This is a genomic window from Massilia aurea (assembly GCF_040790145.1).
Taxonomy (GTDB): Bacteria; Pseudomonadota; Gammaproteobacteria; order Burkholderiales; family Burkholderiaceae_D; genus Telluria; species Telluria aurea_C.
This window is the reverse complement of record NZ_JBFMMP010000009.1, coordinates 1-18501: the sequence shown is the minus strand read 5'-3', so window position 1 is coordinate 18501 and position 18501 is coordinate 1. Positions and strand designations below refer to the sequence as shown.

General features: G+C 67.5%; 17 protein-coding genes. 9 read left to right on the top strand and 8 right to left on the bottom strand.

Annotated elements, in window-relative coordinates:
* The first annotated feature begins 79 nt into the window (after window positions 1-79).
* The 3 genes from AB2N08_RS13950 (at window position 80) to AB2N08_RS13940 (ending at window position 3750) form a co-directional block, all read left to right on the top strand.
* Window positions 80-556 (top strand): GNAT family N-acetyltransferase, encoded by a 477-nt coding sequence (locus tag AB2N08_RS13950; protein WP_367611259.1) that lies wholly within the window; start codon window positions 80-82, stop codon window positions 554-556.
* Between the two features lie 256 nt (window positions 557-812).
* On the top strand, window positions 813-2942 hold the full coding sequence (locus AB2N08_RS13945; RefSeq protein ID WP_367611258.1) for a GGDEF/EAL domain-containing response regulator: 2130 nt from the start codon (window positions 813-815) through the stop codon (window positions 2940-2942).
* Window positions 2943-3045: 103 nt separating this feature from the next.
* Complete coding sequence (locus AB2N08_RS13940; RefSeq protein ID WP_367611257.1) at window positions 3046-3750, top strand: hypothetical protein; 705 nt, start codon at window positions 3046-3048, stop codon at window positions 3748-3750.
* Window positions 3751-3783: 33 nt separating this feature from the next.
* Here AB2N08_RS13940 and AB2N08_RS13935 read toward each other — a convergent pair whose 3' ends face one another.
* The 5 genes from AB2N08_RS13935 to AB2N08_RS13915 form a co-directional block, all read right to left on the bottom strand.
* A complete protein-coding gene (locus AB2N08_RS13935) occupies window positions 3784-4260 on the bottom strand; it encodes an SH3 domain-containing protein (RefSeq protein WP_367611256.1) in 477 nt (158 codons plus the stop codon).
* Window positions 4261-4267: 7 nt separating this feature from the next.
* Window positions 4268-5830, bottom strand: coding sequence for a hypothetical protein (locus AB2N08_RS13930; protein WP_367611255.1), 1563 nt, complete (start codon window positions 5828-5830; stop codon window positions 4268-4270).
* Window positions 5791-8154, bottom strand: a complete 2364-nt coding sequence (locus AB2N08_RS13925) for an FtsW/RodA/SpoVE family cell cycle protein (RefSeq protein WP_367611254.1) — start codon at window positions 8152-8154, stop codon at window positions 5791-5793. The genes AB2N08_RS13930 and AB2N08_RS13925 overlap by 40 nt, the downstream gene beginning before the upstream one ends.
* Window positions 8151-9113 carry a protein kinase domain-containing protein gene (locus AB2N08_RS13920; protein ID WP_367611253.1) on the bottom strand — a complete coding sequence of 321 codons (963 nt, stop codon included), beginning with the start codon at window positions 9111-9113 and terminating at the stop codon, window positions 8151-8153. The genes AB2N08_RS13925 and AB2N08_RS13920 overlap by 4 nt, the downstream gene beginning before the upstream one ends.
* Window positions 9114-9249: 136 nt before the next feature.
* Complete coding sequence (locus AB2N08_RS13915; protein ID WP_367611252.1) at window positions 9250-9720, bottom strand: hypothetical protein; 471 nt, start codon at window positions 9718-9720, stop codon at window positions 9250-9252.
* Between the two features lie 196 nt (window positions 9721-9916).
* Here AB2N08_RS13915 and AB2N08_RS13910 point away from each other — a divergent pair, with 196 nt between their 5' ends.
* Together AB2N08_RS13910 and AB2N08_RS13905 are read left to right on the top strand one after the other, a co-directional pair.
* Window positions 9917-11053 carry a metallophosphoesterase gene (locus AB2N08_RS13910; protein ID WP_367611251.1) on the top strand — a complete coding sequence of 379 codons (1137 nt, stop codon included), beginning with the start codon at window positions 9917-9919 and terminating at the stop codon, window positions 11051-11053.
* A gap of 100 nt (window positions 11054-11153) precedes the next feature.
* Window positions 11154-12599 (top strand): M20/M25/M40 family metallo-hydrolase, encoded by a 1446-nt coding sequence (locus AB2N08_RS13905; protein WP_367611250.1) that lies wholly within the window; start codon window positions 11154-11156, stop codon window positions 12597-12599.
* A 51-nt stretch (window positions 12600-12650) separates the two neighbouring features.
* On the opposite strand, the gene AB2N08_RS13900 is transcribed toward AB2N08_RS13905, so the two are convergent.
* The gene (locus AB2N08_RS13900; RefSeq protein ID WP_367611249.1) at window positions 12651-13022 is read right to left on the bottom strand and encodes a DUF1566 domain-containing protein; all 372 of its coding nucleotides are present in this window, start codon (window positions 13020-13022) and stop codon (window positions 12651-12653) included.
* Window positions 13023-13244: 222 nt separating this feature from the next.
* Between AB2N08_RS13900 and AB2N08_RS13895 the strand changes: the two genes are divergently transcribed.
* The gene (locus AB2N08_RS13895) at window positions 13245-13580 is read left to right on the top strand and encodes a hypothetical protein (RefSeq protein WP_367611248.1); all 336 of its coding nucleotides are present in this window, start codon (window positions 13245-13247) and stop codon (window positions 13578-13580) included.
* Window positions 13581-13601: 21 nt separating this feature from the next.
* On the opposite strand, the gene AB2N08_RS13890 is transcribed toward AB2N08_RS13895, so the two are convergent.
* Entirely contained in the window at window positions 13602-14273 is a 672-nt protein-coding gene (locus AB2N08_RS13890) for an SOS response-associated peptidase (protein ID WP_367611247.1), read from the bottom strand.
* Between the two features lie 131 nt (window positions 14274-14404).
* On the opposite strand from AB2N08_RS13890, the gene AB2N08_RS13885 reads away from it, so the two are divergent.
* From AB2N08_RS13885 to AB2N08_RS13875, 3 genes are read left to right on the top strand one after another with little or no spacing between them, the layout of a single operon-like run.
* Window positions 14405-14812 (top strand): hypothetical protein, encoded by a 408-nt coding sequence (locus AB2N08_RS13885; RefSeq protein WP_367611246.1) that lies wholly within the window; start codon window positions 14405-14407, stop codon window positions 14810-14812.
* 16 nt (window positions 14813-14828) lie between these two features.
* Window positions 14829-15038 carry a hypothetical protein gene (locus AB2N08_RS13880; RefSeq protein ID WP_367611245.1) on the top strand — a complete coding sequence of 70 codons (210 nt, stop codon included), beginning with the start codon at window positions 14829-14831 and terminating at the stop codon, window positions 15036-15038.
* 10 nt (window positions 15039-15048) lie between these two features.
* Window positions 15049-16026 carry a sensor domain-containing diguanylate cyclase gene (locus AB2N08_RS13875; RefSeq protein ID WP_367611244.1) on the top strand — a complete coding sequence of 326 codons (978 nt, stop codon included), beginning with the start codon at window positions 15049-15051 and terminating at the stop codon, window positions 16024-16026.
* Here AB2N08_RS13875 and paoC read toward each other — a convergent pair.
* Window positions 16023-18224, bottom strand: a complete 2202-nt coding sequence (gene paoC / locus AB2N08_RS13870; protein ID WP_367611243.1) for an aldehyde oxidoreductase molybdenum-binding subunit PaoC — start codon at window positions 18222-18224, stop codon at window positions 16023-16025. The two genes, AB2N08_RS13875 and paoC, sit on opposite strands and share 4 nt — an antisense overlap.
* Window positions 18225-18501 lie beyond the last annotated feature (277 nt).

Below are 18501 nucleotides of genomic sequence, written 5' to 3'. Positions count from 1 at the left end.
CGACGTTGATTGGCTTGCCACCAAGAAATTAAATGCCATGGTATGTTGACGTTCCAATGCCCACTTTCGACCACGCGCCATGGACATCCGACCACTCGATCTTGCCGACGCGCCGAACCTGGTGCCGGCCATGGCCGCACTGCTGCGCAGCCTGGCGCTGGAATTCATCGTGCACGAATCGACGCCGCTTGGGGCGTCGACCTTCCTGGCCGAGAATGACGAGATGGGCATCCGCGGCTACCTGGCGCGCGGTCACGTCTACCATGTGGCGTTTGACGACGGCCAACTGGCCGGCTTCATCTCGATCCGCGACAACAGCCACGTGTTCCACCTGTTCGTCGGCACGCCGTGGCAGCGCCAGGGCCTGGCCCGGCGTTTGTGGCATGCGGCGCGCGCCGCCGCCATCGCGCGCGGCGGCGACGGCAACTTCACCGTCAATACGTCGAACCACGCCGTGCCGACCTATGAACGGTTCGGTTTTGTGCGGGTGGCGCCGACCCAGTGCCTCAAGGGGCTGTACTTCAATCCGATGCGCTTGTGCTGTGCCGAGGATTGAGCGCTCGTGTGTCCGGTCGTGACTCACTGTGCATATCCGAGGTTTATTATCGCGTGGGAAATGTTTCCAATTGACATCCGGGTACAATAGTCTGGCACCTGTGTTGATTGACCAAGACTCACGCGACCTGGCGCTCTACGCATTCTCCGTAGCCGCCGCGTGCTTTCCCCGCCGTCAGCCTTCCTCGCCACTGTTCGTCTCCCCCGCGCCCTGCCAGCGCACCTGTCGCCACCATCTCCATGAAGGCCAGCACGCCATGACCACATCCGCCCCGACCGTCCTGATCGTCGACGACGAAGCAAAAAACCGCGATCTGCTGGCCGTGCTGCTGGAGCCTGGAGGGTATGACACGACGAGCGCCGCCAGTGGCGAAGAGGCGCTGTGCTCGGTCGCCTGCGAGGCGCCCGACCTGATCCTGATCGCCCAGACGATGCCGGGCATCGACGGCTGCCAGGTTGCTACCATTCTCAAGGCCAACCCGGCCACCGAAAACATCCCGATCATCATGGTCACCGGAATGGAAGACATCGGCATGCGCCAGGCCGGACTGGCGGCGGGCGCCGGGGAATTCGTGAGCAAGCCGGTCGATCCCGCCGAACTCGGGCTGCGCGTGCGCAATCTGCTGCGCCTGAAGGATATGGGCGAACTGGAAGGCCAGGTTCTCGTGCTCGAGCAGCAAGTCGCCGCCCGCACCGCCGACCTGCTGCGCTTTCGCACGGCGATGAACGCCACGCCCGACGCCATCATGCTGGTCAGCCGCGACACGATGCGCTTCGTCGAAGTCAACGACACCACCTGCACGATGCTCGGCTACACGCACGCCGAGATGCTCACCCTTGGACCGGTGGCGCTGGGCGCGGCCACGCACGAGGAACTCGAACAGATGTTCGAGCCCGCCATGGGCGGGCGCATCAAGCCCAGGCTCAGCGAAGTCACGCTGCACTGCAAGGATGGCGGGCTGGTCGACGTCGAAATCCACCGCCAGGCCCTGTTGTCGGGGAATGACTGGATCATCGTCAGCGTAATGCGCGACATCACCGAGCGCCGGCGCGCGCAGGAAAGCCTGCAGTACCAGGCCAGCCACGACGTGCTCACCGGCCTGCCCAACCGGGCCTGGTTCCACGAAGCCCTGCACAGCACCTTGATGATGACGCAGGGCGCCGGCCCGCGCGTGGCCGTGATGTTCCTCGACCTCGATCGCTTCAAGAACGTGAACGACACGCTGGGGCACGCCATGGGCGACGAATTGCTGGTCCAGTTCAGCGCGCGCCTGGCCACCTGCATCGGCGAACGCGATACGGTCGCGCGCCTGGGCGGCGATGAATTCGGCCTGATCCTGATGCTCGACCGGGACGCGGGGCGTGCAGCCACGGTGGCCGGCCGGATCGCCGAGGTGCTGTATCCGCCGTTTAACCTGCGCGGCTTCGAGGTCATCGTCACGGCCAGCGTCGGCATCACGGTCCATCCCCAGGACGGCGCCGACCCCGAGGTGCTGATCAAGTACGCCGACACCGCGATGTACGAGGCCAAGCACGCCGGACGCGACACCTACCGCTTCTTCACGGCCCAGATGAATGCCGATGCGCTGCAGCGCCAGGATCTCGAGCACGCGCTGCGCAAGGCGGTCGAGAACGACGAATTCGAACTGTATTACCAGCCCAAGATGCTGCTCGGGCCGGACACCATCGTCGGCATGGAGGCGCTGCTGCGCTGGAACCGGCCCGGCCATGGCCTGGTCTCGCCAGCCCTGTTCGTGCCGGTGCTGGAAGAGACGGGCCTGATCGTGCGGGTCGGCCGCTGGGTGATCGACAGCGCCTGCCGCCAGATCAAGGCCTGGACGCTCGGGACGACGGGACCGATGCAGGTGTCGGTCAATATCGCGGGGCGCCAGTTCGCCGAGGGTGACCTCGAAGGCGACGTGACGCGCGCGCTGGCCGAGCATGGCGTGCCGGCCGCGCTGCTGGAACTGGAGCTGACCGAGACCTCGCTCATGATCAACACCGAGCGCACCATGCAGTGCCTGAGCAACCTGCGCGCGCGCGGCATCGAGGTGTCGGTCGACGATTTCGGCACCGGGTATTCAAGCCTGGCCTACCTGCGCCGCTTCCCGATCGACAAGCTGAAGATCGACATCGCGTTCATCCGCGACGTGACCACCAATGCCGACGATGCCGCCATCGTCAACGCGATCATCACGATGGCGCACAGCCTGAACGTGCAGGTGGTGGCCGAAGGCGTCGAGACGATCGGGCAGAAGGCCTTCCTGGTGGCGCATGGCTGCGACCAGATCCAGGGCTACCTGGTCAGCCGCCCGCTGCCGGCGCACATGGTCGCGAAGCTGATCGCGCTGCGCGCCGCGAACGAACAGGCGTCGCTCATGGCGTGACAGGCCGTTTGCTGACGCTGTGAGAATTGATGAGTAAGTGCGGCCATCCGGCTGGCTATACTGTGCCGCTATGCACAGCGCCGCCTCACGTCATCGAATCGCCTTGCCAGCCCCGCTTGCCACCCATCCGCGCAAGGTAGGCCTGGGCGTTACCCTGCTCGTGCATGCGCTCCTGATCCTGGCCTGGCAGATGGCGCGCACCGTGCCGCCAACGGTTGCCGGCGACGCTGACGCCATGTTGTGGTTGCGGGTGCCGGCGTTGCGCGATGCCACGCCGTCGATCGCGCCGCCGACAGAGTTTGCGCCAATCCCGAAACGCCGCACGCAGGTACGCCCGGCGCCTGTTTTACAAGTACAGTCACAGGCGCAGGCGCAGGTAGCCGAGCCTGCGCCCGACGCGCCGCCAGCGCCGGTCGAACCGGTTGCCCCGAACACCGCTGCCATCATGAACAGCGCGCGCCGCAGCATCGGCGACATCGATCGCGCGCTGCGCAAGGAACGCCAGCCGACGATCGTGCTGCCGCCGGACAGCCCGCAGATCCGCCTGCGCCGGGGCATCGAGCATGCGCGCGAGATGGCGCCACCACGCATGTGGGAGGCGCCGCGCGTCGTCGAACTGGTCAACAACACCGGCGACGGCGCGCGGCGCACGCGCGTGATCACCGGGAATCGCACCTACTGCCTGACCGACCGCGCGCCGACGACCAACGTCGAGATGATCGAAATGCACGGCAAGCAGCGCTTCACCACCTGTCCGAAAGATGAAGAACCGGCGAAGCAGCAGGAATGGCGCACGGCGCGCGATTGATCGCCAGCGCCGGCGCCGGGCCTGGGTGCGCCATCAGCGCTCGTCCGCGCGGCGCAGCCACAGGCTGCTGGCCCAGCCTTCGACAGGCTTGCCATCGAGCGTGGCGCGCACCTGCCACCAGTCGCCGTCGCGCCGGCCCGTGGCGATCACGCGCGCACCGCCCGGCACCACCAGAAGGCGCTCGGCGCCGATGCCGCCCGCCACGCGCAGATTGAGCGCATCGCGCACGCGGTAGGGCGCGCCGGCCACCGGCACGTCCAGCGTCGACACGGGCGCCTCGGCCATCTGCGCAGCCGGTGGCCGATCGAACAGCGCCAGCAGCAGCGCGCCGCCGGCAGCGGTGCCGGCAGCCAGCACGCCCAGTGCGCGCGCGTTCGGCCGGCGCCACCAGGTGCGCGGCGTCAGCCAGGCGCAGGCGCACAGCGTCAGCACCAGGGCCGCGCCGAACGCGGCAAAGTACGTGGCGAGATGCGTAGCAAAATGCGCCGCGATGGGGATCGACGATGGCATGCAGGCCTCAGGCGTCGAAGCGCAGCACGTAGTGACCGGCCACCAGGTGGTGACCCGGCGGGATCAGGTATGGCGCATCCTGCGTGGCCGCGTCGATCTGCGCCACTAGCGCCAGTTGGTCATCCAGGTGATACAGCGCCTGGGTCGGAGACAGGCGCACCACGCGCAAGCCGTCGCTCGATGCCTCCCAGCTGAACGCGCTGCGTGACAGGCCCAGCCGGTCGGCGCTGGCGGCAACGCCGTCCCCCTGGCGCACGAATTGCGGCGCATCGAGCACGCGCAGCGCGGCCAGCGATGGCATCCCGCGCCCGAACGTCAGGCGCGAGCCGGCTGCCGCCGGTTGTGACGGGCCTTGCGGCAGCACCAGCAATGCGCTGTAACGCTCCGTCATCGATTGCGGCGCAGCCAGGAGGCGGATGCTGGCCTGGTCCATTGGCGAGAACTGCGACGGCACGGCGATGCGCTGGCGGCCGGCAGGCGTGATCGCGTGCAGTTCGTCGGCCTCGTCGACGGCAAAGCGGATCACGTTGTCCTTGCCGGGCGCCGTCGGCAGCAACTGGGCGTTCAGGCCCACCTCAAGGGCCTGGGCGCCCGTTTCGCGATAGCGGCTCAGGCGCGGCATGGCCAGCGCGGCCAGCGTGATGCGGTGGCGCGCGACCGGCGCGTAAGTGGCGTCGGCTTCCGGCGTCGATGCTGGTGTTGATGCCGGCGCAGGCGCAGCGAGCGGCATTGCGGTCAGGTCGGCCGGCGGCGTGATGCTGCGCGACTTCCAGACGGCGGGACTGCGCTGCAGAGCGGAACTTGGCACGGCAGGTGCAGGGGCGGGTGCAGGTGCGGGCGGACGCACGGCGGCGCCGGTGCGGCTGATCTTGAGCAGCAGGCGCTGGGCGCTCGCGCCCTTGCCGCGCAAGACGTAATAGCCATTGGCCGCGTCAAGCACGCACTCGAAACTGTCCTTCGGGCGCACCTGCAGCTCGAGCGGCGCGTCAGGCCCGTCGTTTACGAGCAGCAGGCCGCCTTCCGGGCCGAACGGCCAGCCCGGTACCGTGAAGGTGGCGTTGGCGGCGTCAAGGCCGACCAGGGTCAGGCGCTGGTTCGGATAGATGGCGCACACCGGTTGCCAGATCGCGCTGTCGCGTGAGGCAGTGACGGTGTACTGCACCTGTTCGCCCGGCGCCGGCAGGTACACGGCGTGGCCGAACTTGACCTGCACTTCGCCCGGGGCGATGCTGTCGTCGCCCGAAATGAAGTAGCGCACTTCGTCGCCGCCGAGCAGGTCGCCGAAATCCTTCTGGTGCAGGGCGGCCAGCGACTGCGCCAGGTCGCGCACGCGCGCCCCGCGCGTCAGGTGGCGGTCGTCGTCGACGTCGTCCTGCGGCAGCACCAGCGTCACGTGGGAGAAGCAGCGCGTCGCTGCGCGCCCGCGCAATTCGCGCGGCGAGCGTTCGAGCAGGTCGCGCAGCAGCGCGCGGCGCGAGAACAGCGCCAGGCCGGGCGCCTGCCATAGCGCGTCGGCATTGAACACATCTTCTACCTTGCCCAGGACTTCGTGTTGGACATAGACCGGCATGATTGGATCTCCTCGTTGAATGGGGTGCTTGCCATGCCAAACGCTAGCAGGGGGCAGATGAAAAACAGCAGGTGCGAGCCGCCGGCCGACAAAAAGCTCATCGGCTGGCCCATGATCGGGAACATCGCCAGGTTGGTTCCCCACGACAGCAGCAGGTGGCCGGCGACGAACGCCGCGCCGCCGCACAGCGCGAAGCACTGGAAGCGCCCGAGCCAGGCGCGCCGGAAATCATTGGCCGCGAGCGCCCGACCCCAGGCGCTGGCGGCCACGCGCACCAGCGCAACCAGGAACAGCGCCTGCAGCGTCCACAGCGCGAGACCCGCAGCCAGGCCGTGGCGCTGGAGCAGGAAGGCCGGCGCGAAGTCGTCCTGGATTGCCGGGATGGCCAGCGCGTCGCCTGCCGCGCCGCCCAGCGCCGCCAGGCCGAACGCGCCATCGGCCCCCAGCCAGCCGCCCTGGGCGATGGCGCGCGCGCCGAGAAGCATCTGCTGGCCCGTGTGCGGGTGAACCGTGGGCGCGCTCCAGACCTGGAACCGTTCGGGATAAAAGCCCAGCGCGCCGAGCAGTTCGCCGCCGCCCCGCATTGCGGCGCCGCCGGCGACCAGGAGGCAGACGGCGCAGGCGGTGGTGACGACGGCGGCGCGCCGGCCACGGCTGGCGCACCAGGCCAGGGTCATCGCGCCGCTCCAGACCAGCAGCAGCACGAGCGGCGAATAATCATCCACGCGCACCAGCGCGACGCCGAGCAGGAACAAGAACAGCAGCACCGGCGCGGCCATGCGCAGCCAGAAGCGCCAGTTGCGCTGCTGGTGCGTCGCGCCGCCCGCGACCAGCGCCAGGCAATGGGCGCTGAGCGCGGCCAGCGCGAACTTGGCGAATTCGAACGGCTGGATGTCGAACACGCCCGTCTCGCTGCCGAAGCACACCTGCAGCAGCACGCCGGCCAGGGCCAGCGCGGCCAGGCCAAGCAGCACGCGCTCGGTAACGGGGCGCGACAGGTTGTTGCGGCCGACGCTCGACAACAGCAGCAGTGCGCCCGGCAAGCCAAGGCCCAGCAGCGCGGTGGTGTTCTGGAAATGGCGTAGCCAGGCGGTGTCGCTCGCACCCAGGCCCATCTCGAGTTGCACGAGCAAGCCGGCGCCCAGCAGCAGCACGGCGGCGGCGGCCAGCAGGCCGATATGCCGTTGATAGCGCAAGGTCAGCCACAGCGTGGCCCAGGCCAGCACGAGCGAGACGCCGACGCCGGGGGCGCCGCTGCTGCGCTGGGCCACCAGCAGCATGGCGGCGACCGCGGCGATGAGTGCTGCGGCCAGCGGCATGACGATGCTGGCGCGCTGGCGCAGCAGAGGAACAACGCTGCTCGCGCCGAGCAGAAAAACGCCGATGGCGGCGGCCCAGGCCAGCGGCGAGGGCGTCGGCAGGGCGAACAGCGTGCGTTCTTGCCACTGCCAGCGCACTGCGTCGGACAGCAACGTCTGCGGCGCCGTCGACAACGCGACCTGACCCGCCGGGGTCAAGCGCAGTGTGTCGCCGTCCGGGGCTAGCGTAAAAACGGTGCGGCCAACGGCGAAGGCATCGCTGCCGGCGAGCGGCAGGTCGCGCTGGGCGGCATCCTCCCAGCCGTTCATGTTCGAGACAATGGTCGAGATCAGCACCGGCTGCTCGCCACGCACCGATAACGCGATGCGCCCATCGGGCAGGCGCGCCAGCAAGGCAGTGCCTGCCTCGAGCGCACTGCTGGCGAGCCGGTTGCCACAATAGAGCAGACCGCCAATGCTGACAGGGCGTGCCAGACCGAAAGCTTGCGGCAGGACGCGGTTCCAGAGCGCGAGCGCGCGGCTGGCGATGGGGGCATCGGGGCAGGCCGGTTGCAGCGCGCCGTCTTGCAGCAGGGTGGCGCCGTCGTAGGTCCAGGTGCGCTCGCCATCCGACAGGGCCACGTGCCGGTCATCCTGCGCGAGCACGGCAAACCGGGTGGCGCCGGCCTGGATCTGCTGGCCGCGCGCCAGCGGCACGTCGCTGCTGCGCGTGCGCTCGTCGCCATAGCGTAGCACGATGGGCTGGGCAGGCTCCAGATTGCGCAGCCACCAGGCGCCGGCGGCATCGCGCCGCAACGTCACTTGGCGCGGCGCGGCGCGTGGCGCCCCCAGTTCGTGGCGGCCCAGCACGATCGACTCGCCGGCCCGCAGGGTCACCGCGATGGTGTGCGGGAGCCAGGCGGCGGGCGCGCGCAACACGGCCAGCAACTGCACGGCGCACAGCAGCGCGAGCAGGATGCAGGCCGTCGCGGCGCCCAATGCCATGCGATGACGCGTGGGCTTCATGCGGCGCCCCGGATCGACGGTGCGCCGAGCAGGCTGGCTGCCTGGCCAAGCAGGCGGCTGATCTCCAGCGCATGTTGCGGGCGCTCGGCCGGGCTATCGGCCAGCAGGCGACGCAGCAACGCCAGGCCCGGCACGGCGGCCCGGCCCAGGTGGCCGGCGAACAGCGTCGCTTCATCGAGTTGCAGCACGGGCGGTCGGGCCCGGCGCTCGGCCAGCAGCGTGGCCGCCGCCTCGCGGCCGTGCGTTTGCCAGGCCTGGCCGCAGGCGCTGCTGAACCGCAGCAGGCGACCGCAGACGAGGTAATACAGCAGGGCGCCGAGGGCAAAATAATCGGTGCGCGCTTCGGTGGCATAGCCGTTGGCATCGGGGAAGAACTGTTCGGGGGCCTGCCAGTTGGCGGTGCCGGCGTAGGTATGGGCGCGCAGGTCATCCAGGCGCCGGTTGGTGCCGAAATCTGCCAGCTTGAGCGTGTCGGCGGCGTGGTCGAGCAGCAGGTTGCCCGGCTTGAGGTCGAGGTAGCGCCAGCCGCTGGCATGGACCTTGGCCAGGGCCTGGTTGACCTGGCCGATCCAGTCCAGGGCCCGTTGCGGCGCGATCGTGCGGCCGGCGGCTGCTTGCGCCGCAAGGTAGGCGGCCAGGTCGCCGTCGAGCATTTCCAGGGCCATGGCCGGGAGGCCGAGGTGCTCGCCGCTGTCGAGCAGGCGCACGATGTGGCGGCCATCCCACGGCGCCAGGCCCCGCAAGAAGGCAATCTCGGTGGTGGCGCTGGCCAGCCAGCGGGTGCGCAGGGTGCTTGGGGCGCGTTCCATCTGTTCGAGGTTGACGAGCTTGAGCGCCACGGCGCCGGTGGCATGCAGGCTGTCGGCGCGCCAGACGACGCCATAGGCGGAGCCGGCCAGCGGTGCGCACAGGCGGTACTGGCCGCCGGTGAGCGAAATGACGGTGCCTGCGTCGTACATGGTATCCCCCGAGCGTGGCGCATGGCGCCGATGGGGGAACAGAGCGGAGGGAGAGAGAAAAGTGGCGGAACAGCGAGCGGATAAGCGGGCGAACAGGCGGGCGCAAAAAAAGCCGCGCAGTGCGCGGCTTTCGGGATTAGCGGCCGTGGCCCCGACGATCGTCGCGGTCCCAACGGTCGTCGCGATCGCGACGGTCGTGGCGGTCATGACGATCCCAGCCACGGCCACGTTCACGGTACTCGACGTAGACCGGGCGCGGTTGCACGTACACCGGACGCGATTCCACATACACCGGGCGCGGCTGGACATACACCGGACGCTGCTGTACATACACTGGCTGCGATTGATAGTAACCGCCCCGATCGTCATAGTAACCACCGCGGTTGCCGCCGTGACGACGGTCGTGGCCCGAGTGGATGGAGTTGCCCACCGCCGCGCCGATCACACCGCCGGCCACAGCACCGCCGGTACCGCCGACAGTGTGGCCAACGACTGCGCCGAGCACGGCGCCGACGGCCGTATTCGTACCACGATCGCCGGCCATTGCCGCCGGCGATACGGCGACGGCGGCCAGCAGCACAGCACCAAAGGTCTTCGATTTCAACATGGCTTTTTCCTTTATGCCCTGGCGGAGATCGGAATGATGTTCTCGCTCACCGGGTATGACTTCACTATATTCTTGGTTCCGAATAGTTCCATCAGCTAATACAGATTCTTACAAACGTGCCCCATCTGTAACATTCTCGCTTGCATCTTCAAGCATGCACCCCATGTAGTTCGTCTCGCTGTTCATCTGCCATCCAATGCGCCCAAGCCGAAGCTTCCTCGTCGTACTCACTCTGATGGTCTTGCTGCTGGTGTATATCGGCATGCGGCTGCTGCCTGATCTGGCGTTGAACATGGGTGGCAACGTCATCGCTGGATTGTCGTTGTGCCTGCTGGGGATCCTGGTACCGGTCGGGCTGATGTCGGCGTCGATGCGCCGGCGCCGCTGGTCCGATGGTGTCGCCTGGGTCGGCTTGCTATCGATGGGCCTGTTTTCGTCGCTGCTGGTCACGACCGTGCTGCGCGACCTGGTACTGCTCGTGCTGACCCTTGCTGGCGCTGTAACGGTGCCGGTGCTGCATGGAAGCGCGCTGGCTGCGCCATTGATTGCGCTGGCCGTGACGTTCATCGGCTACATCAATGCGCGCCGCGTCGCGCGCATCGTCAGGGTCGATGTGCCGATCCGTGACCTGCCTGACGACCTGCACGGTTACACGATCGCCCAGATCTCGGACGTGCACGTGGGCCCGACCATCAAGCGCGCCTACCTGAACGCCATCGTCGACAAAGTCAACGCGCTCGGCGCCGACGCCATTGCCGTCACGGGCGACCTGGTCGATGGCAGCGTGCAGCGCCTGGCGCTGCATACCGAACCGCTGGGCCGTCTGCGCGCCGGCGACGGCGTGTATTTCGTCACTGGCAACCACGAGTATTACTCGGGCGCGCTGGAGTGGATCGCCGAGGTGCGGCGCCTGGGCCTGTGCGTGCTGATGAACCAGCACGTGATCGTGCAGAGGGGCGACGCGCGCCTCATGATCGCCGGCGTGGCCGACTTTAACGCGCATCACTTTCACCCCGAGCACAAGAGCGATCCGCAACGGGCCGCCGCCGGGGCGCCGCTAGTGGTGGGCGTGCGCGTGCTGCTGGCGCACCAGCCGCGCAGCGCGCCGGCGGCAGCGACGGCGGGTTTTGATCTGCAGTTGTCGGGCCACACGCACGGCGGGCAGTTCTTCCCGTGGAATCTGTTCGTGCCGCTGCAGCAGCCGTTCGTGGCTGGCCTGAACCGGGTGCGCGAGATGTGGGTGTACACCAGCCGCGGCACCGGCTATTGGGGGCCGCCAAAGCGCTTCGGCGCGCCGTCGGAGATCACGCTGGTACGCCTCGTGCCGGCCTGAATACTCGTCCCATTTATTTCCATTGATCCAGAAAATAGCGGCGAAAAGTTGCTGAATGCGCTATTGTTTGAATCCTTTCGACATCGCAAAGGATTCTCGCATGAACGTCTCTGCTCGCCATCTTCGCCGCCTCCCCATCCTGACCGCCATCGCCGCCACATTGATGGGCGCCCCGGCCCTGGCCGCGAGCCCAGGCAATGATCCCGCCGCACTGGTCAAGATCCGCGAAGCGGCGATGACGAGCGACTACGCCTGGCAACGCACGGAAGACATGACCGACCTGATCGGCCCACGTCTGTCGGGTTCGCCTGGCGCGGCGGCGGCGGTGACCCAGGTCGCCGAGGCCATGCGCAAGCTCGGCGCGAAAGTGACGTTGCAGCCGGTGAAGGTGCCGCACTGGGTGCGCGGGGTCGAGACGGGCGAGCTGGTCGAGTACACGGGCCGCCCGCAAGGCGTGACCCAGCGGGTCGTGCTCACGGCGCTGGGCGGTTCGGGCGCCACGCCGGCTGATGGCCTCGTCGCACCGGTGCTGGTGCTCAAGAGCTTCGACGAACTTAAAACACGCGCCGCCGAAGTCAAGGGCAAGATCGTGCTGTTCGACGTCGCCTTTGACCAGCACATGGCCGACCGCGGCCTGGCTGGCCAGGCCTACGGCGCCGGCTCGAACTACCGCCGCAACGGCCCGCGCATGGCAGCCGAACTGGGCGCTGTGGGCGCGCTCGTGCGCTCGGTCGGCGGCGCGGCGTACCGCTTGCCGCACACGGGCTCATCTGGTCTGAGCGATGATGCGCGCATCCCGGCCGCCGCCGTGACGGCGGAAGATTCGATGCTGATGGCGCGCCTGGCCAAGCGCGGCCAGATCAAGCTGAAGCTCGTGCTGACCCCGCAAAACCTGCCCGATGCCGACAGCTTCAACGTGATCGCCGACCTGCCGGGCACGGAGAAGCCGGAAGAGATCGTGATTGTCTCGGGCCACCTCGATTCGTGGGACTTGTCGCCGGGCGCGCACGATGACGCCGCCGCCGTGGCCAGTGCGATGGCGGTGTTCGACGTGCTGAAAAAACTCGACTACCGCCCGCGCCGCACCATCCGCTTCATTGCCTGGATGAACGAAGAAAATGGTCAGCGCGGCGCGAGCACATACCTTGCCGCCGAACAGGCGAACGCAGGCCGGCACTTCGGCGCCATCGAAAGCGACAATGGCGTCGGCCGCCCGTTCGGCCTGCGCGCCAGCGTCACGCCGCAGTCGGTCAAGCTGTTCGCACCCCTGCAAGCAGCGCTGCAGCCGATCGGCGCCGGCGTGTTCCAGCGCCAGGATGTGCTGGCGACGGGCGATCTGGCAGGCCTGGAACGCGCCGGCGTGCCAAGCTTCGCGCCGATCGTCGACACGTCGGCTTACTTCGATTACCACCATACGCCAGCCGATACGCTGGACAAGGTCGACCCCGACAGCCTGCGCCGCAATGTGGCGTTGATGGCGGCGACGGCCTGGTACCTGGCCAATATGGAGCAGCCGATCGGCCGCTCGAGCGTGCCGGAGCGCTAACGCCAGCGTGCCCGTGCGGCAGCAAGTCGCCGCTTCTCGATCCCCCGCTTCTCAAGCTGCCGTGCTGATCCGCCGTATCGTGCGCGCATGCCCGCGATACGGCCGGCCATAGATGGTCTGGATGCCGCTGGCGAAATTCTGGCCCCAGACCAGTTGCGCGCGGGTAGCGTGCGGCTCGCTGGACCAGTACCAGTTACGCTCGAACGACTCGCGCAAGTTGGCGAACAGCAGCGCCAGTTCGCGCCGCGTTGGCAGCGCCCCCCCGCGGCTGGTGGCCCAGTCGGCGGCGCTGGGCCAACTGACGTCGGCGCTGTCGCCTGGCAGCAAGACCAGGTGGTAATCGGGTTCGTCTTTGCCCAGGATAAGACCGGCGTATTCTTCACCCTCTTGCAGCAGGCCCCGTATTTGCATGTATTCGCCCATGGAATCACCTCGCGTGTGGTAGCAATTCGTTCAGACTGCCGAGCGCGGCGTTTGGTTGCATCCCAGATTCGATCCACATCATACAAATGTTTAATTTCGTTAAGGAAACTCGATGGCGCGTTCGCTATGGCAGCTCACGCCAATCAGAAAAATTGGCCTGTGATTGAACTTTGAAAGTTTCCGCAGCTCAAAAGAAGCCAATATTCCTGACCGGATCTTCTGATGAATGCATTCTCGACTTTCATGCCACGCCGTATCGATCACGTCCTGAGCGTTGGCGCGGTGCTGCTGCTGGCTGCCTGTGGCGGTAATGTCGACGACATGGCGGGCCAGCAATCGCTGGCGGCCGTGGAAGCCAGCCAACCTTTATCGCAGCCGCACGCGGCGCCTGCCGCGACGGTGGCCCAGGTCGACGTGGCGCCAGTCGATGGTGCAACGAGCGCTGGCCCTACCAGCGCGCAAGAGCTGTTCAAGGCCAGTAGCGACATGGCGTATGGCGCTCAGGCGCAGCCGGATGGTGCGGATTCTGCGGCGAACGCGCCCCATGCCGAGCCGTAACCAGCGCCGACCCACTGAATATCAGTTGTCGATGCGCTGCGCCACCCCGGTCCCGCCGGCGCCGGCCCGATTGACTTGCGTGCTGACCTCGTGCCACGCGAACGCATCCGGGGGCAGGGCGGTTGAACGGGCCAGCGCCAACGCTTCTTCGCTCGAGAGCGCCGGATCGAGCCAGCGCTCGGCATCCTGCGCGGCGAGCACGACCGGCCGCCGGTCGTGGATGTCCAGCATGCCGCCCGATGCATCGTCAGTGACGATCACGAAACCGGCCTCGGCGCGGTTCTCGGTGAAACTGCCAAAATTGGCCAGCGCCAGCATGAACAGCGGCGCACCATCCTTGCGATGGATGTGCCACGGCTGCTTGCTGCCTTTCTCGCCGGTCCACTCGTACCAGCCGGATGCCGGCACGACGGCGCGCCCCGTTTTGAGCAGGCCGCGCCAGTAGCGGTTATCGAGCTTGTCCAGGCGCGCGTTGATTGTCACCGGCACCTTGCCCTTGGCCCAGCGCGCCTGATAGCTCCAGTACACGTCGTCCACGCGCCGTTCGCCGTCCTGGATATGCAGCACAGGGCGGTAGGTACCGGGCGGCACGTTATAGGCCGGTTCGGATTCGCTGTCGTACACGGCATCGAGCCAGCCGATCACGCTGGCGTAGTAACGGGCCGTCTGGCTCTGGTCAAGTCGTCCACACATGCGATCCATGGTAGCGCAAGGCGCCCTCGCGTGTCGCGCCACGTTCAGGCTGGACGCGAGCGCGTGCGGGGTTTGGCCGCGGCACGCCGCAATGGTATGCTCAGGGATACAACGATTGATGAGGAGCAGGTATGGCAGCAGGTTGGTGGACAGTATTACGAACCGTTCCCTGGAGCGAAGTGATCAGCGCGGCGCCGCAGGTGGCCAATGGCGCGCGGCGCCTGTGGGACACCGTCAACCGCAACCGGCAAGGCATGCCCGATGCGCCAATGGGCGTTGCGCCCGAGATGGCGGGGCAAGAAGAAGACGTGTTCGACATCCTGATCAGGAGTGTCGAGCGCAATGATGCCGAGGTGACCGATCTGCGCAACCAGATGCGCTCGGCGTCCGAGATCATCGCCAACCTGGCCGACCAGAATGCGCAACTCATCGCCAAGATGGATGCCCAGCGCCAGAAGATGACGTGGCTCAGTGTGACCGCCGCCCTGTCGGGCCTGCTGTCGGTGGTGGCCCTGGTGCTCGTGGCAGTACGCACCTAGTCACGCGAAGGCTGTCATGAAAGTAGTGTTGATTTGCGCGACCCTGTTCATCTTCTTTTCGATGTTGATGAACAGCGCGCGCAAGCGCGGCAAGCTGGGCGAGAACGCCAACCGCGCCGTCACCGGCCTGGCCACGTCGATGCGCATCTTCGTCTATGGCTTGCTGGTCTGCGTGGTCATCGTGTGCGTGGCCATGGCCTGGCACATGCTCGGCCCGCAAGGCTGACGCGATGCTGGTGCAACCCCAAGAACCGAACATCGGGCTGTTGTCCCGCGTGCTCAATCTCATCGATTGCGGCGTCATCGTGCTCGACGCGCAGGCCTGCATCGTTCACTGGAGCGGCTGGCTGGTGCCACGCTCCGGCCGCGGCGCGGCGCGCGTCACGGGCCATCCGCTGATCGAGGTCTTCCCGGCTTTGCGCGGCTCGCGCGTCGAAGCGGCCGTGCAGGCGGCGCTGACCGACGGCATGGCTACCGGCCACGTGCCCGACGCCGGCAACCGCACCCCATTCCCGTTACGGCCCGCCGGCAGTTTCGACGGTGACCTGATCGACCAGGCCGTGGCCGTCACGCCCTTCGACGACGCCGGTGAACGCTTTTGCCTGATCGAGATCCGCGACGTCAGCGACAGCGCCGACCGTGAACGGCGCCTGCTGGAGCACGCCGAAGCCATGCGCGCCCGCTCGTTCATCGACGGGCTGACCGGCATTGCCAACCGCCGTCATTTCGACGTGGCGCTGACGCGCGAACTGCGCCGCGCCCAGCGCGCCGGGTCGAATCTGGCGCTGCTCCTGTTCGATATCGATACCTTCAAGGCCTACAACGATCACTTCGGCCACCAGGAGGGCGACGCCTGCCTGGTCAAAGTGGCGCAAGAGATCGCGGGCATCCTGAAGCGGCCGGGCGATATGGCCGCGCGCTACGGCGGCGAAGAATTCGCGGCGATCCTGCCCGACACGAGCGCCGAGCAGGCGCGCGCGATGGCCGAACGCATTCGCGCCCACATCGAAGGGTTGAAGTTGCCGCAGGCGCCAGCGGCGCACCACGGCCATGTGACGCTCAGCGTCGGCGTGGCCGCGTTCGACCGCGCGCGCCTGAACGACGAAGCGGCGCTGATCGAGGCGGCCGACCAGGCGCTGTACGCCGCCAAGGACGGCGGGCGCAATCGCGTGGTGGCCGATGGCGACGCGGCGCCGGCCGCAGCCCGGGTCTAGACCGGCAGCGGCATCTTCTCCAGCAGCTTGTCGAGCGTAACCGGATACTCGCGCACCCGCACGCCGGTCGCGTTGTAGACCGCGTTGGCGATCGCCGCCGACACGCCGCACAGGCCCAGTTCACCAATGCCCTTGGCCTTCATCGGCGACGAATACTCGTCTTCCTCGTCCAGGAAAATCACTTCCTGGTGCGGGATGTCGGCATGCACCGGCACCTCGTAGGTGGCCATGTCGTGGTTGGCGAAAAAGCCGTGACGCCCGTCGACCACCAGGTGTTCCATCAGCGCGCCACCGACACCCATCGTCATTGAGCCGATCACCTGGCTGCGCGCCGCTTTCGGGTTCAGGATGCGCCCCGCCGCGCACACGGCCAGCATGCGCCGTACGCGCGTTTCGCCGGTGATCGAATCGACGGCCACTTCGACGAAGTGGGCGCCGAAGGTGGACAGCTGGTTCTTCTTGGCCAGGTCGCCGAATTCGATGACGTCTTCGGCCACCAGTTCGCCGCCTGCCGCCGCCTTGGCGAGAGGCTGGCTGGCGCCGCCCGCGCGCACCGCGCCGTCGGCAAATACCGGATCAGGCATGCCGAGTTTTAACGCGACTTGCTCGCGCAGCTTGACGCAGGCCGCGTACACGCCGGCCGTGGCGCTGTTGGCGCCGAACTGGCCGCCTGACCCTGCGGACACGGGAAAGTCCGAGTCGCCGAGTGTCACCTTCACGCGCTCGAGGGGCAGGCCGAGCATCTCGGCGGCCGTTTGCGCGATGATCGTGTAGCTGCCGGTGCCGATGTCGGTCATGTCGGTTTCCACCGTCAGGATGCCGTCCGCGCCAAGTCGCACGCGCGCGGCCGACTTCACCACCGGGCTGTTACGAAACGCCGCCGCGACGCCATGGCCGATCAGCCAATGGCCTTCACGAACCTGGGCCGGCGTCGGATTGCGTGACTTCCAGCCGAAGCGTTCGGCGCCGGTACGCAGGCATTCGGCGAAGCGCCGCTCGGAGAACGGTCGGATCGGCTTTTCGGGATCGACCTTGGTGTCGTTCAGGATGCGCAGCTGCACCGGGTCCATCTTGAGTTTTTCGGCCAGCTCGTCCATCGCGATTTCCAGCGCCATCAGGCCCGGCGCCTCGCCCGGCGCGCGCATCGAATTGCTCTCTGGCAGATCGAGCACGGCCACGCGTGTGGTGGTCATGCGGTGCGCGCCCGCGTACAGCAGGCGTGTCTGCTGTGTCGCGACCTCGGGCCGGCCACCCGGCAGGTTGCCGTTCCAGGTTTCGTGGCCGATGGCCTGGATACGTCCGTCGCGGCCGACGCCGATGCGCAGGCGCTGGATGGTCTTGGGCCGGTGGGTCGTGTTGTTGTAGATGTGGTGGCGCTGTAACGCCACCTTGACGGGGCGCCCGGCCGCGCGCGCACCGAGCGCGGCCAGCACGGCGTCGGCGCGCAGGAACAGCTTGCCGCCAAAACCGCCGCCGATATACGGCGAGACGACGCGCACCTTGTCCTTGGCAATGTTCAGCGTTTTGGCCAGGTCGGTACGGCACCAGTCGACCATCTGGGTCGAGGTCCAGACCGTGAGCTTGTCGCCGTCCCAGCACGCGGTGGTCGCATGCGGCTCCATCATCGCGTGCGACTGGTCGGGTGTCGTGTAGATGGCGTCGAGCTTGACCGGGGCGGTGTCGAAATTGCGTTCGAAGTCGCCGGTGCGGGTGTCGGGCGGATAGTCGCGCTCGGGCTTCGGGGCAATGCCCGTGTCCTTCACGCTCGCCAGGTCGAAGCTGCCCTTGCCTTCACGGTAGGTGACCTTGACCAGGTGGGCGGCGGCGCGCGCCTGCTCGAACGTTTCGGCCACCACCAGGGCGACGGCCTGGTGGTAGTGCATCACTTGCGGGCCGCCCAGCAGCAGGGCGGTGTTCTTCAGGCCCTTGCCCAGTTTTCCGGCGTTGGCGGCCGTGACGATGGCCAGAACGCCGGGGGCGCGGCGGGCCACCGCATCGTCGATGGCGAGGATCGTGCCCTTGGCGATGGTGGAACCGACCATGACGCCGTGGGCGGCGTTTGGCACTGCGGCGTGGTGTTCGTACGCGTACGGCGCCTGGCCGGTGCACTTGAGCGGGCCGTCGACGCGGTCGTACGGCTTGCCGACGTGGTGCAGGGTGTCGATGGGGTTGGTGGTGGCGGGGGTGTTGAATTTCATGGGCTCGGCCTTTGTTCGCATCCGCGTGAGGCGGGGGAGGGGTGCACCGTGGGAATTGCAGGAAGTGGTTCGTGGCTGGAGCGGCCGCCACGAAACCTTCAGACCGTCGTTCCCGCGCAGGCGGGAACCTAAGTTATCAGCATAGCCTGCGGCCTATTCGCCGACCGCAGGCGACGCATACAACTTGGGTTCCCGCCTTCGCGCACTGCTGTCCGGAATAATTTGCTTGACTTAGGAAGTAGGGGTTGCAGGCATTGGTTTACGAGGGTTAACCTCG

Coding starts and splice junctions, on each gene's coding strand:
- AB2N08_RS13890 (WP_367611247.1), bottom strand. CDS start 14,273: ATGTGTGGACGACTTGACCAGAGCCAGACGGCCCGTTACTACGCCAGC.
- AB2N08_RS13880 (WP_367611245.1), top strand. CDS start 14,829: ATGAAAGTAGTGTTGATTTGCGCGACCCTGTTCATCTTCTTTTCGATG.
- AB2N08_RS13885 (WP_367611246.1), top strand. CDS start 14,405: ATGGCAGCAGGTTGGTGGACAGTATTACGAACCGTTCCCTGGAGCGAA.
- paoC (WP_367611243.1), bottom strand. CDS start 18,224: ATGAAATTCAACACCCCCGCCACCACCAACCCCATCGACACCCTGCAC.
- AB2N08_RS13895 (WP_367611248.1), top strand. CDS start 13,245: ATGAATGCATTCTCGACTTTCATGCCACGCCGTATCGATCACGTCCTG.
- AB2N08_RS13905 (WP_367611250.1), top strand. CDS start 11,154: ATGAACGTCTCTGCTCGCCATCTTCGCCGCCTCCCCATCCTGACCGCC.
- AB2N08_RS13930 (WP_367611255.1), bottom strand. CDS start 5,830: ATGCCGGTCTATGTCCAACACGAAGTCCTGGGCAAGGTAGAAGATGTG.
- AB2N08_RS13945 (WP_367611258.1), top strand. CDS start 813: ATGACCACATCCGCCCCGACCGTCCTGATCGTCGACGACGAAGCAAAA.
- AB2N08_RS13950 (WP_367611259.1), top strand. CDS start 80: ATGGACATCCGACCACTCGATCTTGCCGACGCGCCGAACCTGGTGCCG.
- AB2N08_RS13935 (WP_367611256.1), bottom strand. CDS start 4,260: ATGCCATCGTCGATCCCCATCGCGGCGCATTTTGCTACGCATCTCGCC.
- AB2N08_RS13925 (WP_367611254.1), bottom strand. CDS start 8,154: ATGAAGCCCACGCGTCATCGCATGGCATTGGGCGCCGCGACGGCCTGC.
- AB2N08_RS13915 (WP_367611252.1), bottom strand. CDS start 9,720: ATGTTGAAATCGAAGACCTTTGGTGCTGTGCTGCTGGCCGCCGTCGCC.
- AB2N08_RS13910 (WP_367611251.1), top strand. CDS start 9,917: ATGCGCCCAAGCCGAAGCTTCCTCGTCGTACTCACTCTGATGGTCTTG.
- AB2N08_RS13900 (WP_367611249.1), bottom strand. CDS start 13,022: ATGGGCGAATACATGCAAATACGGGGCCTGCTGCAAGAGGGTGAAGAA.
- AB2N08_RS13920 (WP_367611253.1), bottom strand. CDS start 9,113: ATGTACGACGCAGGCACCGTCATTTCGCTCACCGGCGGCCAGTACCGC.